Source organism: Meridianimarinicoccus roseus, from assembly GCF_003172915.1.
Taxonomy (GTDB): Bacteria; Pseudomonadota; Alphaproteobacteria; order Rhodobacterales; family Rhodobacteraceae; genus Meridianimarinicoccus; species Meridianimarinicoccus roseus.
On sequence record NZ_QGKU01000031.1, the window covers coordinates 36,500 to 50,784 of the forward strand.

Sequence of the window (14,285 nt, forward strand, 5' to 3'; positions counted from 1 at the left end):
AACCGGGGCTTGCGCCCCTTGCGCCCGGCGTTCCTGCACGAAACACCGAACCCGGCGAGGGGGCGCGGCCGATGACCGGCCGCACCGCCCTATTCGCTGATGACCGCCAATTCGGGATAGTCGGCGATCATGTTCGTGCCCTGCAGCGGCTTCTGATAACCCTTGTGGCAGGTCCGGCAGGCCGCCTTGGGCGCATCCGCATAGACCGGGCCAAGCCGGTGTTCGGGGTACAGGTCCTTCAGCGGCACGAGCCAATCGTTGTTCAACTCCTGCACCATCGCGATACCCAGCGTCGCGGTCGCCCATTGCGGAGTGACCTGCGCGGGATCGTAGAAGGCGCGGGAGTTGTGGCAGAACACGCAGTTCCGGCCCAGCGAGTTGGAGAAGTAGTTCATCAGCGAATACGTCCGCTCGGTGTTTTGCCAGGTGGCGACGCCGGGGTCGGACGGGTTTTCGCTCGCGTGCGCGGTCAGGTTGTGCACTTTGATGGACTCGTATTCGAGCAGATACTTCTCCAGCGCGTCGGACGGAAGCGACGTGAACTGGCTTTGCGAAGTCGCCCGGTTCTGGTTGGCTGACCAACCCGCCACGCCCTCGTTCACGGGGGCGATGCGGAACCAGATGTCGGACGGCACGTTCTGCCCGCGATGGCAGGTGTAGCAGTTCACCCCCACCTCCGCGTTGGCGTTCACATGCGCGTACCAGTCGTCGTTGATGACCTGGGTCATCTGGATCATGCTGCGCGCGACGACCTTGGTATAGAGGTCGTCATCGGCATAGTTGCCCTCGTCCGCCCCGGCGTGGCAGTAGGCGCAGCCCTGATCGGGGGCCACCCACAACGTGATGGAGTTCATCAGCCGGGTGAAGTTGCCTTCGGTCAGGCCGCCCAGAACCTGCACGTTCTCGTACACGTCCCGTGCCAGCGGCTCGCCCTCGGCGACCTCGTAGGGAGCCTCGCCGAAATAATCGGCGATGCTCGGGTCCGGCGTGGTGATCGCCTCTTCGTACTTGGTGACCGACATGCCGGTGCCGCGTGGGCCGGTCTGCAGGTTCTGGTGCGCGAACGGATTGCCCCAGGTCACCGCCATCACCGCGACGAAGGCGGCGCTTCCGGCGACCCCGACCCAGATCGCAGGGCCGAAGAGGTTCTTGGGGTTCTTTTCGTTCCAGTCATCGAACCAGTCGGGGAACCATTTCTCAGGTAGCATTTCAGTTCCCCTCCTGTCCGATGAAGGCTTCGTAAGAGCCGTAGTCCGCATATCCGTAGGAGCCGTCATACATCGGTGCGAAGTGATGCTCCTGGGCCCAGATGAACCAGTTGTCGACGACCGTGCCGGTCAGCAGGATCCCGATACCGCCGGTGATCGGGGTCAGCACGGCGAACCACCAGGCCCAGCGGTGAATCCCTTCCATCGTGGCGTTGAAGCCCATGGTCCAGCGCCAGAACAGGGCCGCACGTTCCGAGGCTGTGCCGCGGTCGTAGATCTGCTCGAGTTCGCGGTCGCCGCCGTAGCGGGTCACGGCCAGGATGGTCGCGCCATGCATGGCGAACAGAAGGACCGATCCGTAGAGGAACACGATCGAAAGAGCGTGGAACGGGTTGTAGTAGAGGTTCCCGTAGCGGATCGAGAACGCGGTGGTCCAGTCGAGATGCGGGAAGATCCCGTAGGGCACGGCTTCCGACCAAGACCCCATCAGGATCGGGCGGAACAGGCCCAGCACGAGGAACAGCCAGATCGCGGACGCGAAGGCCCAGGCGACGTGCTTGCCCATCTTGTGCTGCATCGCCAGATGGTAGCTGCGCGCCCACCAGCACATCACCGAGATGAGCAGGAAGAAGGACGCGATGATGTACCAGCCACCGTCGTTGAGCGGCGGCATCTGCAGCCCGTATTCCGGGCTTGGCGGCTCGAGCGCGAGCCAGAACAGCTGGCGGATGAACTCGGGGATCGACCAGCCGACCTGCGCCAGCATGTTGAACCCGATGATGTTCAGCCACAGAGTGCCGGTCACCAGCGAGATGAGCCCGAACCAGCCCAGGTAGATCGGGCCGAGCTGCGCGTTGCCGATCCAGCCGGCGAGGGTGGAAAAGCCGCCCTTGCCCGCGCGTTCACTTGCGGTATCGAAGTCGGTGGCCATGCCCATTTCGACCGGGCCGCGCACCTGAACTTGCGTGAAGATATTCTGATAGTCAGGCATGACTTACATTCCTACTTGCGAGGGCCAGATCGGCAGCGTGAGCCACCAGTTCCACCATTCCGGCCAGCCCTTGGTCCAGACCGGGCCCGAGATGATGATGCAGACCGCCGACCAGAAGCCCGCGTTCAGCGCCAGCAGCAGCCCGACGCGGTGGATGCCCAGGGTGCCGACCGAATACCCGATGAAGTCACGGAAGAAGGTGTCCTCGTGGTCGGGCGACTTGGCTTCCTCGCCCTTCTCGGGGTTGGCCGCCGACAGGATCAGCGCGCCGTGCAGCGCCAGTGCCAGCGTGGTGGTGAAGAAGAAGGTCACCGCCAGCATGTGAGCCGGGTTGTAGTGGAAGTGCAGGTAGGCGTAGCCAGTGTTGCTGACCCAGTCGAGATGGCTGAAGATGCCGTAGGGAAAGCCGTGCCCCCATGCCCCCATCAGAAGCGGGCGGAAGATGACGAGCGTCGCATAGGCGAAGATCGCGAAGCTGAAGGCGACCGGGACGTGGTACCCCATGCCCAGCTTGCGGCAGATCTCGACCTCGCGCAGCGCCCAGCTGCAGAAGGCCCCCATCGCGCAGATCGTGATGATCTGCCAAAGCCCGCCGTCCAGCAGCGGTGCGATGCCCAGACCATAGCTCAGGTCGGGCGGCGCGATGTTGATAAGCCAGGGGTTGAAGGTTCCCTGTTGTGAAGCGCCCCAAAAAATCAGGACGGTTCCGAGCAAGGCGAAAAAGGCTGTCGTGACCCCGAAGAAGCCCACATAGAAGGGCCCCACCCAGAAATCAAACAGATCGCCGCCGATCAGCGTCCCTCCGCGGACGCGATACTTTCTCTCGAAGCTGAGCAACGCCATCTTCTGTCTCCGCGTTTGGCGGCCGGCCCTTTCGGGGTTACTCAGCCGTCGTGTTCCAAGTGTTGTTTGCCGGGGGCGGACGGCCCTGCGCCCGCCCGCGGCGAGGACCGGTTATTGAACGCGCTCGTACTTTTCCGCAGCGATTTCAAACCAGTTGTAGCTGTCGGTGGACAGCAGGACGAGGTGGATCATCGCCGCCAGCAGGAACAGGAACACGCCCTGTGCCACGAAGACGCGACGCGGGTCGAAGATGAGCCAGATCTTGTAGAATTTAGCCATTGTTCAACCCTTTCTCAGAACCACGGACGCCAGATCAGCACTGCCAGATGAGCAACGCCGGCAACGGCCGAAAAGAGCCAGAGCCCGCTCATGTAGACAGAGTGCAGTTCCTGCGCCTGTTCGTCGGTGAGACCTGTGAAGGACAGGTCGGTATCGTCAGCCATAACTTTCCTCCGGATCGTTTTGCTGAAGCCGCAAACCCTGCGGCGGGGTCGTCCATTGGGGCGCAAGTCCCCTCCGGGCTCTGTCCGCCTTTCGGGGCGGGCAGCTCTTGGTCCCGGTCAAGACCTTTGGGTCAGACCGAGAAAATCAGGGGCGTGATGCGGTCGGCCTCGGCCCAGGCGCGCGCGAGCGGACCATGCAGGTTCAGCGTGCGTCGCGTGATCACGTCCAGCACCCAGCTGCCCGTCGAGAACGGCAGCGCGAGCACGAAGATCAGTGTGAAGTAGAGGTAGAACTCGGCCCCGCGCCGCATGGGGCGGCGGTGATGTGCCTCGCTCGATGTGAAGTCCGTCATGGCCGGGTTCCTCCGTTCGGGGTGGTCGGTGTGTCAGGGCGCGCGGCAGGCTGGAGCGATTGAACCGTCTCCAGCGCCACGCGGGCGTCTCCGTTGGCAAGCGCCGCGCTTTCGGCGGCGTCGCGCAGGGTCTTGGCGGCGGAAATCCGCGTCAGGACCGGATGTTCGGCGACGATCCGGTCCAGCGCGGCCTGGGCGTCGGCGTCCCAGGGCAGATCGCGCCGCAGCGTCGTCGGGGTCGCGCTGGCCGCGTCCATCTCGCTGCCCAGCGGAAGGATGTGGAACAGCGCGTCGAACAGGCTGTTGCAGACCTCCTGAAGCAGGTAGGTCGCACCGGCGTAGCCCATTATTGGCGTGCCCGTAGCGCGCCGGATGGCGGCACCGGGGAAGGACGCGGGCAGGAACGACGGGCTCGGCCCATGGCCGGATTTCATCTCGGCCAGATACATCTTCTCGTTGATCGACCCGAGTACGACGAGCGGCCGCTTCTGGTGCAGCATGGCCCGCACTTCTTCGTTGTTGGTCTTCTTCCCGGCGCAGCGCGCGACCGCGAAGGCGCAGGGAAAACCCAGATCGCTTTCCAGGTAATGCCGGATGCCACGGGCATAAGTCTCGTTGGCGACCACGGCGAAACTTGCCGTGGCGAAGAAGTCCTGCGTGACCGACCTCCACAGATCCCAAACCGGCTTCAGCGTCGAATGCTTCTCGCGTTCGATGAAGGGTTCGGGGTCGAGGCCCAGAAGATCGCCCAGCTTGCGCAGGAACAGCGTCGTGCTTTCCACTCCGATGGGCGCCTGCAGATAAGGCTTGCCCAGCACCTCGGCCAGCCCGCGCCCGAACTCGCGATACATGCAGATGTTCACGTCGGCGTTCACGAGGTTGCGCATCTCGGCCAGATGGCTGCCCAGCGGCATGACCATGTTGACCTCTGCGCCGATGCCTTCGACGAGGCGCCGGATCTCGGCCAGGTCCGACGGCATGTTGAACGTGCCGTACATCGGCCCGAGAATGTTCACGCGGGGCGCTGCACCTTCCTCGCGCTTGGCCTCTTTCGGCATCCGTCCCTTGGTCATCCCGAACTCGGTGAAGATCCAGGTCATCGCGCGGTCGGCGCTCTGCCACTGGTCCTCGTCGATGGTGCGCGGCAGAAACCGCTGGATCGATGTGCCCTGCGGCGTCACGCCCCCGCCGATCATCTCGGCGATGGAGCCGGTGACGACGACGGACGGCAGCGCCGGGTCGAGCGTTTCCCAGGCACGCTTCATCGCTTCCTCGGTGCCCGATCCCATCTCGCCCTCACCAAGGCCGGTGACGACGATGGGCAATTCGTGGGGCGGCAGCCCGTCGGTGTAGTGCAGAACAGATGTCACAGGCAGGTTCTCGCAACCGACCGGGCCGTCGATCACCACTTGCAGGCCTTTGACTGCGGTGAAGGCATAAACGGCGCCCCAGTAGCCCCCAGCGCGATCATGGTCCTGGATCAGCATGACGCCCCCTTTCCCGCGCTTGACTTATCGGCAACGGCAAGGGCCGGGGTTCCAGCGCAGCGGAACGTCGTGTCGTGGTATGCCAGGCAGAGGACCATCAGATCATCTCCTGCGCTTTTGCGGCACGGGCCTGCTTGTCGAGCTTCTTCTGGTGCAATTCGCGGAAATCAGGCCGCAGGTTCGGCGCGGCTTCCCAGACGCCCGCGGTGTCGCCCTGCCCCGTGCCTTCGAAGAAGCCACGCATCTTGCCCATGCGGTCGCGGTTGCCGATGGCGGCATTGACCACAGCCTGAAGGCTACCCGCCCCGGCGGGCCCCATAAGCGGCCGCGCAGAGATCAGGTTGGTGAAGTAGAGCGAAGGAATCCCCGCCTCTTTCGCCTTCTGGACGACCGGCGTGGTGCCGATGGCAAGGTCGGGTTTCACCGCCTCCATCGCTGCCAGATCGTCCTCGAGGCTTGCGCGGTACTTCACCGTCACGCCCTTCGCAGCGAGCCACTCGGCATCGGCCTTCGACCAGGGTGTTTTCGGGCAGGCGGTGCCGACATAGGGCACTCGTGCGCCGCTTTCGATCAGCAGCCGCGCGACAAGCAACTCGGACCCTTCATAGCCTGACAGCGTGATCGTCGCATCGACCGGCGTAGCGGCCAGCGCACCCTTGATCGCAGGCAAAAAGGCGTTCTGCGCCGCCGACACCTGCGAAGGTGCGACCCCGTAGGCCGCGCCGATCGCCGCAAGCCAGTCGGCAGTGCCGTCATGGCCCACGGGAGCAGAGCCAACGACCGTCCGGCCAGCCGCCTGGAACTCCCGAACGGACGCCGTGTAGAACGGGTGGATCGCCGCCGCGACCCCGCAGTCGAGCGCGGCATAAAGCTCGCGCCATTCGCGGCAGGGCACGACCGGACCGGCAGCAAGCCCCATCGGAGCCAGCATCGCGCCGATCATCATCGGGTCGGCCGGGAACATCTCTCCCATCAGCGCGACGGCCGGCCGGTCGGCTGTGCCCGCCTCGGGGCGCGGCACCGGGCCTGCCTCGGCCTCGGCGCGGGCGTAGTTGAGCATGGCGCCGGCAAGGATATCCTTGGCTTCCGCATGGGTCGGCACGCCAAAACCGGGCACGTCGATGCCCACGATCCGGACACCGTTGATCTCGGTCGGCAAGAGCCGCAGCGGCACACCCGACGCGGTCGGGACGCAAAGGTTCGTCACCACGATCGCGTCATAGCGGTCCGGGTCGGCCATCTCGTGCACCGCGTCGCGGATATCCTCGAACAGCTTGCCGGTGACGAGGCTTTCGGAGTTGAAGGGCACATAGCCGACCGACCGCCGGGCACCATAAAAATGGCTCACGAAGGTCAGCCCGTAGACGCAGCAGGCCGAGCCCGACAGCATCGTGCCGACCCGGCGCATCCGAAGCCCGACGCGCAAGGAGCCGAAGGCCGGGCACATGCTTTGCGGCTGATCATGCGGCCCTTTCGGATAATCCGCAGCATACTGGTCGAGGATCTCGCCCATACCCGCGGCACGGGCCTGCGCCTGCAGCGCCTCGCCTGGCGCGTGGCAGCCCATCCCGTCAGGCGTCACGGCCCCTTCGGGCACGGTGTCGCCTTCCAGCACGTGGGCCTTGGCGGCCATGTCATAAAGGGTTTCGTCGCTCATGCCGCGACCTCCCGCTCCCGGGCGGGCTGCTGCGGGCGCGATGCCGCGCGGTGCTGCGAGGAACAGGTGTCGCTCCGGCCGTCGCCCTGCGCGAGCCGCTCCAGCCCCTCGTCCCAGCGTGCCATCTGATCGAGGTCAAACATCGTCATACACCACTTCGAGGCTCTCGCGCGGTGCGCTTTTCTTGCCGCGCATGTCCGCATCGGTGGCAGGTTCCAGCACTACGTCGCCGCCAGTGTCCTTGCTGTCGAACAGCGCCAGGAGGCCGTCCTGGTCCAGCGGGTTGGGATGGCCCGGCGGCGCCAGCGCCACGGCATCGGCCAGTTCCGCGAAAAGCCCGCCCCAAGGTCCCGCAGCCGTGCCGACGATCTGGTAGTTGGCGGATTTCTTGCGCAGGTCGTCATCGGCCGGGATCGCGGCCAGAACCGGAATATCCACCGATTTCGCGAAAGCCGCGGCCTCGCCCGTGCCGTCATCCTTGTTGATGACCAACCCGGCGACGCCGACATTGCCACCCATCTTGCGGAAATACTGCACGGCCGAGCAGACGTTGTTGGCCACGTAGAGCGACTGGAGGTCGTTGGAGGCGACCAGGATCACCTTCTGCGCCATGTCCCGCGCGATGGGCAGGCCGAAGCCGCCGCACACCACGTCGCCCAGGAAATCCAGCAGGACATAGTCGAAGTCCCAGTCGTGGAAGCCCAGCTTCTCAAGAAGCTCGAACCCGTGGATGATGCCGCGCCCGCCGCATCCGCGACCGACCTCCGGACCGCCCAGTTCCATCGCGAAGACGCCGTTGCGCTTGAAGCACACATCGCCGATCGCCACCTCCTCGCCCGCCAGTTTCTTGCGGGTGGAGGTTTCGATGATCGTAGGGCAAGCCTTTCCGCCGAATAGCAGCGACGTGGTGTCGGACTTCGGATCGCACCCGATCAGCAGCACGCGCTTGCCCTGCTCGGCCATCATGCAGGACAGGTTTGCCAGCGTGAACGACTTGCCGATGCCACCCTTGCCGTAGATCGCGATGATCTGTGTGTGCTTGGTCGGTTCTGACTGCGGCACTTCAAGTGTCGGCTCCTGCGCCGCCTCGTCCTTGAGGCGTGCGTCGAAATCCTTCAGGTTCGGGATGTCGTCGAGGCTCATGCGGTGGCACTCCAGTCCAGGATCATCTTCAGGCAGGCGGGGTCGGTGAAAGCCGTCCGGTAGGCCCCCGCCGCGTCGGCTGCCGGGCGTTGGTGGGTGATTAGACCGGACAGCGACAGCGCCCCGGCCTCGATCAGCGCACGGGTCACGTGCAGGTCGTCCCGCGTCCATTCGGCCGCGATGCGAAAGCGCGCCTCCTTCATGAAGGCAGGCGGAAATGCGAAGCTGAGCGGATCGGTGTAGAATCCGGCCAGAACGATCTCGCCGCCGCGCGACAGGCGCCCGACGAGGTCGTTCAGCAGCGCGCCATTGCCAGATGCGTCAAAGATCGCGCGGTAGTCGCGGCGCGGATCGTCCGCAGGGTCGATCACGTCGTAGCCATCGGCCCCGCCGCGGCGGTCCGGGTCGATCTCCCAGACGGTTGGCGCGGGTGCGCCGGATGCCAGGGTGAGTCGCGCCAGAAGGCGGCCCAGCGTGCCGTGGCCGACGATCAGGTCCGGCACTGCGCGGCCCAACCCGGCCAGCGCGTGCCGCGCCGTCGCCGCCAGCGCCAGCAGCGCGCCTTCCGGCCCCAGCGCCGAATCGACGCGCGTCACCCGGTCGGCGGCCGTCACGATGCGGCGCGCCGCGCCGCCGAACAGGCCGAACGCGCCATCATAGCAATTTGCGCCCGGAACGAAGACGTGATCACCGGGCCGGAAGCCGCAGCCCGGCGCGGCCTCGACCACTTCGCCTGCGGCCTCGTAACCCGGCACCAGCGGGTAGCCCATGCCGGGAAACGGCGGCATCTGCCCGGACCAGAACAGTTTTTCGGTGCCGGTGGAAATGCCTGAATAGCGGATGTCCACCACGATGTCGCCAGCGCCAGGCGCCTTAAGGGCGACGTCGTGCAGGTCCAGATCGCGCGGGCCAGTCAGAAGAACTGCGGTCGTGTGCATGTCTGGTCCTCCCCCTCCGCGCCGTCCCGCCGCCATGCGTGGCGAGACTCCGGTGCTATGTGTCAGTCTAGCCTTACAGTCTGCGGTGTCAATTTTATTTGACACTTGACTCGCGAAACTTCGCGCCAGGTTTGAACGCCTCCACAACCGAGGTGACATAAGGGCGGGCCGGACGCGGGCAGCGCAGCCCTTCGAAGCCCGCATCGCGGCACAACTGCGCGATTCGTTCGGCGGATCGCGCACGACCGGTGCGCATCGCCAGCGTGTAGAACGCGAAATACACATCGCCCGACGGATCGGGCCGCGCCCCACCGCCCATCGGCTCAGAGATCAGCAGCCGTCCGCCGGGCGGCAGCGCGTCAAACACCGCCGCGAGAAGCGCACTCACCGTCTCGTCGGAATGGTCGTAAAGCACGCGCACAAGGCTGATCGCGTCGGCGCCGCGCGGCAGCGGGTCGTCCCGGAACGATCCGGCGTGCAGGTCCACCCGATTCTCCAGCCCTGCATCGCGCAGCCGCGCGCGGGCGGACGGCATCACCGCAGGCAGGTCGAACACCGTCGCGCGGAGCGCCGGATGCGCGGCGCAGACCGCCGCCACGAAGGCGCCCGACCCTCCCCCGACATCCAGCAGGCGCCGGACGCTGCCGAGTCGCACCTGCGCAAGCGTGTCCTGCGCCACGAGCCCCTGGCTGTCGGCCATCAAGTCGGAGTAAAGTTGCGTCACCCTGTCGGGTACGGCGCCCCTCGCACCGAACACGTAGGGCCAGAAATGCGCCAGTTCGGTGTCGGTCTCGCCGCGCAGCAGCGCCACGGGATCGGCCAGGTCACGGTAGAATACGTCGTGATGCCGGATCATCGCGGACAGGCCCGGCACTCCCAGCAGCGCGGCCCCTTTTCGGGCCAAGGCGAAGCGCCCGTCGCGCCGCCGCTTCAGCAGGCCGATCCCCGCCCCAGCCTGCAACAGCAACGCCATTCTGTCGTCGCCAAGACCGGCAGCAGGCGCCAGATCGCCGGGCGCGCGCGGCCCGTCCAGCAACCGGGCCGGAATGTCGAGTTGCACCAGCGCCATCAGCACCTGCGCGCGCACGAACCCGGACACAAGGTCGAACAGTTCCTGCCCCTCGCGCCGGGCGATACCCCGAAGACCGGGCACGCGGGCCGCGAAGGCCTGGAAGCCGGGACGCGCGATCAGCCGCAGCGTCCAGCCCGGCCGGAACAGGCGCAGCGCACCGTTCGTCACATCGCGCGATCCGCGCGGGCCCGGATCGGTCAAGGGGTGCGCGGGCGCCGCCCGGCCAGGCCCGTCATGGGCAACGTCGGACACCGGTTCAGCTGCGGCTGTGCGCAGGGGCAACGGGTGTCAGGCGTTCGGCCTGCATCCGCACCATGCGCGCAAGGGCGGCTTCACCCGGACAGGCCGGGATCGACGAGATCGCCCCGCCAAGAATGTCCTTCAGCCGCCGGATCGCACCGTCCACCCCGAATTCCGCCACCGCGCTGGGGCGCGCGTGCAGTTCGTCCTGTCCAGCAGGCTTGCCCAGTGTCTCGGCGTCATAAAGCGCGTCCCTCAGATCGTCGGCGACCTGGAACGCCTCGCCGATGCAGGCGCCAAGATCTTCCCAGGCGTCCGGATCCTCGTGCCCGGCCGCAATGGCGCCCATGCGAGTCGCCGCGATGAAAAGCGCGCCGGTCTTGGAGCGGTGATAAGCAGCAAGATCGACCTCCTGCTCACTTTCCCAACCCTGCCCGGCGCAGATCCCGCCCGGCATGCCGGTGCGCTGCGCCAGTGTCAGAACCAGCGCCGCGGCACGGGACGGATCTACCGCGGCGGCACGCCCCAGCACTTCGAAGGCCAGTACGATCAGGCTGTCGCCCGTCAGTACCGCCAGTGGTTCGGAATAGGCGCGGTGCACGCTGGGCTTGCCCCGGCGCAGGTCCGCATCGTCGAAACATGGCAGGTCGTCATGCACCAGGCTGGCGCAGTGAATCAACTCCAGCGCGGCCGCGGCGGCCTCCGACACCTCGGGTTGGTCGTCGCCGCAGGCCAGCGCCACGGACATCAGGATCGTCGGCCTGATACGGGCGCCGCCCGGCGTCGTCGCATAGGTCAGCGCCGAAGACAGCTTCTGCGGTGCGGCCCCGCCTCGCCCGAGGGCAACGGACCTGGTGACGGCGCGGTCGATGCGGGTGTCGAGATCCATGTCAGTTCCTGCTCTGTCAGATATTCGGTACAGTCGGTGTGTAAATTACAGTGGACACTTGGTGGCGTTGAGTCAACAATTCCCAACAGGGAGAAGCTTCATGAACCAGAGCAGCAGAGCCATGCCCGGGGCACCGGTACTGATCGTTGGCGCCGGTATCGGCGGCCTTGCCGCGGCGCTGCGCCTGTCCGCGGCGGGCCTGCCCGTCACGGTACTCGAACGGGCGGCGGGTCCGGGCGGCAAGATGCGCACCCTGCCCAGCGATGCCGGGCCGGTCGATGCCGGGCCAACGGTGCTGACCATGCGCCACGTCTTCGACGATCTTTTTGAAGCGTCGGGAGCACGGCTTGACGATCACGTGACGCTGCGGCGGCAGGAGATCCTCGCGCGGCATTGGTGGCCGGACGGCGCCACACTGGACCTGCATGCCGACCCCGAGGCCAGCGCCGCCGCGGTCCGGGGCTTCGCGGGCCCCCGCGCCGAAAAGGAATTCCGGCGCTTCTCGCAGCGGGCGGCCCGGCTGTTCGCGGCCTTCGATGCACCGATGATGCGCACCGCGCAGCCCAGCGTCGCCACGCTGACCCGCAAAGTGATGGCGCAGCCCGCCCTGATCCCGCTCATGGCGCCCAATTCCTCGTTGGCGCAGGTTCTTGCGAAGGCCTTTTCCGACCCGCGTCTTGCGCAACTCTTCGGACGTTACGCCACCTATGTGGGCGGCTCGCCCTACCAGTCTCCCGGCATCCTCGCACTGGTGTGGCAGGCCGAGGCCGCCGGCGTCTGGACTGTGACAGGCGGCATGCACGCGCTCGCGCGCGCCATCGCCGATCTCGCCGCCGCGCGAGGTGTGCAATTCCGCTATGACGCCGAGGTGACCGAGGTGGAAACCGGTGGCGGGCGCGCGAGCGGCGTGAGGCTGGCGGACGGCACGCGCCTCGCCGGGCGGGCGGTGCTGTTCAACGGCGATCCACGCGCGCTGAGCCTCGGCCTGCTGGGACAGCCCATCGCTTCCGCCGCGCCCGAAACCGCCCGCGCGGAGCGCAGCCTTTCCGCGCGGGTCTACGCCTTTGCCGCGAACGCCCAGGGGTTGCCGCTGGTGCATCACAACGTCTTCTTCTGCGCAGATCCTCGGGCCGAATTCGACGATCTGCGCGCCGGGCGGTTCCCCCGCGACCCGACCATCTACCTGTGCGCGGAGGATCGCGGGCAGGAGACCCCGCCCGCCGGGCTGGAACGATTCGAAATCATCATGAACGCGCCGCCGCTGCCCTATGCGGACGCCCCCGAACAGGAGACCGCCCCATGTCCAACACAGTGTTTCGAGACGCTGGGCCGGTTCGGACTGAACCTGACGCCGGTGCCAGACAAAAGCGCGCTGACCACGCCGACCGACTTCGAGGCGCTGTTCCCGGGCTCGGCCGGATCCCTCTACGGGCAGAGCCCGCATGGGCTGATGGCGGCGTTCCAGCGTCCGGTGGCGCGCAGCGCGGTGCCGGGTCTGTACCTGGCGGGGGGCGGGACACACCCGGGGGCGGGCGTGCCGATGGCGACTCTCTCCGCGCGGCACGCGGCCGCGGCGATCTTGACGGACCTCGCTTCGACCTCGACGTCCCGGCCAACGGTTACGCCTGGTGGTACATCGACGGGATAAGCGACTGCGGCAGCCGCGCGGTTTCGGTCATCGCCTTCATCGGGTCAGTCTTTTCGCCATGGTATCGCTGGTCGGGGCGAAGGTCGCCGGACAACCACGTCTGCATCAACGTGGCGACGTACGGACCGGGCGGGCGGTTCACGATGACCGACAGGGGCCGCGCCGCGCTGCACCAGACCGAGAACAGTTTCACCGTCGGGCCAAGCGCCCTGCACTGGGACGGCGCGCGCCTGCGCATCGACATCGACGAAGTATCAGCCCCGCCGGTCATCAGCCGGGTGCGCGGATCCATCACCGTGACGCCGCGCGCTGTAACCGGCGTGGAACTGCCACTGACCCCGGACGGCGCCCATGTCTGGCGGCCCTTCGCCCCCAGTTCCGACATCACGGTCGACCTGCATGCGCCGGGCTGGCAATGGTCCGGACACGGCTATTTCGATGCCAATTTCGGAACCCGCGCGCTTGAGGAGGATTTCAGCTTCTGGACCTGGGGCCGCTATCCTTCCGGGAAAGGGGCGACCTGCTTCTACGATGCCACGCGGCTGGACGGTAGCACGCTGGCCACCGCGATCCGTTTCGACGCGAATGGCCAAGCCGCCATCGATCCGGCGCCGCCTCCACTGACCCCGATGCGCCGCAGCATGTGGGCCGTGCGGCGCGAAACACGGGCCGATCCGGGCTTCCGGCCCCGGCAGGTCAAGGCCATGCTGGAGGCGCCGTTCTATAGCCGGTCGATGGTGGAAACGCAGATTGATGGGCAGCGGACCGTGGGCGTGCACGAGGCGCTGGACCTGCGCCGCTTCCGTTCGCCGTTGCTCAAGCCGATGCTGGCTGTACGGGTGCCGCGCCGCGCCGGGTGGTCCTTCGATCGCTGAAGGACCGACCGATCCCGGTCAGGCCGCCGCTGGGCCTGCGGCCTCGCGCGGGTTGAGGCGCATGACAGCGAAATTCAGGGCGCTGGCGATCGTGACCCACAGAAGGTAGGGCACGAACAGCAGTCCCGCGAACGGGTCCTGGATATACAGCAGCACCATTGTCGCCGCGACAACCGCCCAGAGCGTGCAGACGACCACGAGGCCAAGGCGTATGCGCTTGAGCCCGAAGAAAACCGGCGTCCACAACCCGTTGAGCGCAACCTGAAGCGCCCAGAACGCCATCGCGAGCCCCGCACCGGGCAGCATGGCAACACGCGCGGCGGCGGCGGCGATGCAAAGATAAAGGACGCCCCAGGCAACGGGAAACACCCAGTCCGGCGGCGTCCAGCGCGGTTTGTTCAATGCTTCGTACCATTTTCCCGGCGGGAACAGCCCACCGGTGGACCCGGCCGCGACGCAGGCGGCCAGAAATACGAAGAACAGCACGTAAACCATAAG

The 14,285-nt window shown here is 66.7% G+C and carries 16 protein-coding genes; 2 read left to right on the forward strand and 14 right to left on the reverse strand.

Translation table 11 applies throughout. The annotated features are described in order from the left end of the window. Positions 1 to 89: 89 nt before the first annotated feature. The 13 genes from pufC to DKT77_RS08530 form a co-directional block, all read right to left on the reverse strand. Positions 90 to 1,208 (reverse strand): photosynthetic reaction center cytochrome PufC, encoded by a 1,119-nt coding sequence (pufC, locus tag DKT77_RS08475; RefSeq protein ID WP_109811276.1) that lies wholly within the window; start codon positions 1,206 to 1,208, stop codon positions 90 to 92. A gap of 1 nt (position 1,209) precedes the next feature. Further along, positions 1,210 to 2,199 carry a photosynthetic reaction center subunit M gene (gene pufM / locus DKT77_RS08480; RefSeq protein ID WP_109811277.1) on the reverse strand — a complete coding sequence of 330 codons (990 nt, stop codon included), beginning with the start codon at positions 2,197 to 2,199 and terminating at the stop codon, positions 1,210 to 1,212. Between the two features lie 3 nt (positions 2,200 to 2,202). Then, positions 2,203 to 3,042, reverse strand: a complete 840-nt coding sequence (pufL, locus tag DKT77_RS08485) for a photosynthetic reaction center subunit L (protein ID WP_109811278.1) — start codon at positions 3,040 to 3,042, stop codon at positions 2,203 to 2,205. A 111-nt stretch (positions 3,043 to 3,153) separates the two neighbouring features. Then, positions 3,154 to 3,321: a light-harvesting antenna LH1, alpha subunit gene (gene pufA, locus DKT77_RS08490; RefSeq protein ID WP_109811279.1), complete on the reverse strand. Its 168-nt coding sequence runs from the start codon at positions 3,319 to 3,321 to the stop codon at positions 3,154 to 3,156. A gap of 14 nt (positions 3,322 to 3,335) precedes the next feature. Beyond that, positions 3,336 to 3,485 (reverse strand): light-harvesting antenna LH1, beta subunit, encoded by a 150-nt coding sequence (pufB, locus tag DKT77_RS08495; protein WP_109811280.1) that lies wholly within the window; start codon positions 3,483 to 3,485, stop codon positions 3,336 to 3,338. A gap of 131 nt (positions 3,486 to 3,616) precedes the next feature. Next, positions 3,617 to 3,838: a cytochrome PufQ gene (pufQ, locus tag DKT77_RS08500; RefSeq protein WP_109811281.1), complete on the reverse strand. Its 222-nt coding sequence runs from the start codon at positions 3,836 to 3,838 to the stop codon at positions 3,617 to 3,619. After that, positions 3,835 to 5,325, reverse strand: a complete 1,491-nt coding sequence (bchZ, locus tag DKT77_RS08505; RefSeq protein WP_109811282.1) for a chlorophyllide a reductase subunit Z — start codon at positions 5,323 to 5,325, stop codon at positions 3,835 to 3,837. The genes pufQ and bchZ overlap by 4 nt, the downstream gene beginning before the upstream one ends. A 97-nt stretch (positions 5,326 to 5,422) precedes the next feature. Then, a complete protein-coding gene (bchY, locus tag DKT77_RS08510) occupies positions 5,423 to 6,982 on the reverse strand; it encodes a chlorophyllide a reductase subunit Y (RefSeq protein ID WP_238547759.1) in 1,560 nt (519 codons plus the stop codon). Beyond that, entirely contained in the window at positions 6,979 to 7,131 is a 153-nt protein-coding gene (locus tag DKT77_RS20940; RefSeq protein ID WP_238547760.1) for a hypothetical protein, read from the reverse strand. The genes bchY and DKT77_RS20940 overlap by 4 nt, the downstream gene beginning before the upstream one ends. Then, complete coding sequence (locus DKT77_RS08515) at positions 7,118 to 8,125, reverse strand: chlorophyllide a reductase iron protein subunit X (protein WP_109811283.1); 1,008 nt, start codon at positions 8,123 to 8,125, stop codon at positions 7,118 to 7,120. Before DKT77_RS08515 ends, DKT77_RS20940 begins: the two co-directional genes overlap by 14 nt. Next, complete coding sequence (gene bchC / locus DKT77_RS08520) at positions 8,122 to 9,063, reverse strand: chlorophyll synthesis pathway protein BchC (RefSeq protein ID WP_109811284.1); 942 nt, start codon at positions 9,061 to 9,063, stop codon at positions 8,122 to 8,124. Before bchC ends, DKT77_RS08515 begins: the two co-directional genes overlap by 4 nt. Before the next feature lie 94 nt (positions 9,064 to 9,157). Further along, the gene (locus DKT77_RS08525) at positions 9,158 to 10,303 is read right to left on the reverse strand and encodes a methyltransferase (RefSeq protein WP_420798309.1); all 1,146 of its coding nucleotides are present in this window, start codon (positions 10,301 to 10,303) and stop codon (positions 9,158 to 9,160) included. Positions 10,304 to 10,391: 88 nt separating this feature from the next. Continuing rightward, a complete protein-coding gene (locus DKT77_RS08530; protein ID WP_109811285.1) occupies positions 10,392 to 11,264 on the reverse strand; it encodes a polyprenyl synthetase family protein in 873 nt (290 codons plus the stop codon). A 100-nt stretch (positions 11,265 to 11,364) separates the two neighbouring features. Here DKT77_RS08530 and crtD point away from each other — a divergent pair, with 100 nt between their 5' ends. Further along, positions 11,365 to 12,912, forward strand: a complete 1,548-nt coding sequence (gene crtD, locus DKT77_RS08535) for a 1-hydroxycarotenoid 3,4-desaturase CrtD (protein ID WP_109811286.1) — start codon at positions 11,365 to 11,367, stop codon at positions 12,910 to 12,912. Continuing rightward, on the forward strand, positions 12,909 to 13,787 hold the full coding sequence (gene crtC, locus DKT77_RS08540) for a carotenoid 1,2-hydratase (protein ID WP_109811395.1): 879 nt from the start codon (positions 12,909 to 12,911) through the stop codon (positions 13,785 to 13,787). The genes crtD and crtC overlap by 4 nt, the downstream gene beginning before the upstream one ends. Positions 13,788 to 13,805: 18 nt before the next feature. Here crtC and tspO read toward each other — a convergent pair whose 3' ends face one another. After that, a complete protein-coding gene (tspO, locus tag DKT77_RS08545) occupies positions 13,806 to 14,282 on the reverse strand; it encodes a tryptophan-rich sensory protein TspO (protein ID WP_109811287.1) in 477 nt (158 codons plus the stop codon). Positions 14,283 to 14,285: the final 3 nt, after the last annotated feature.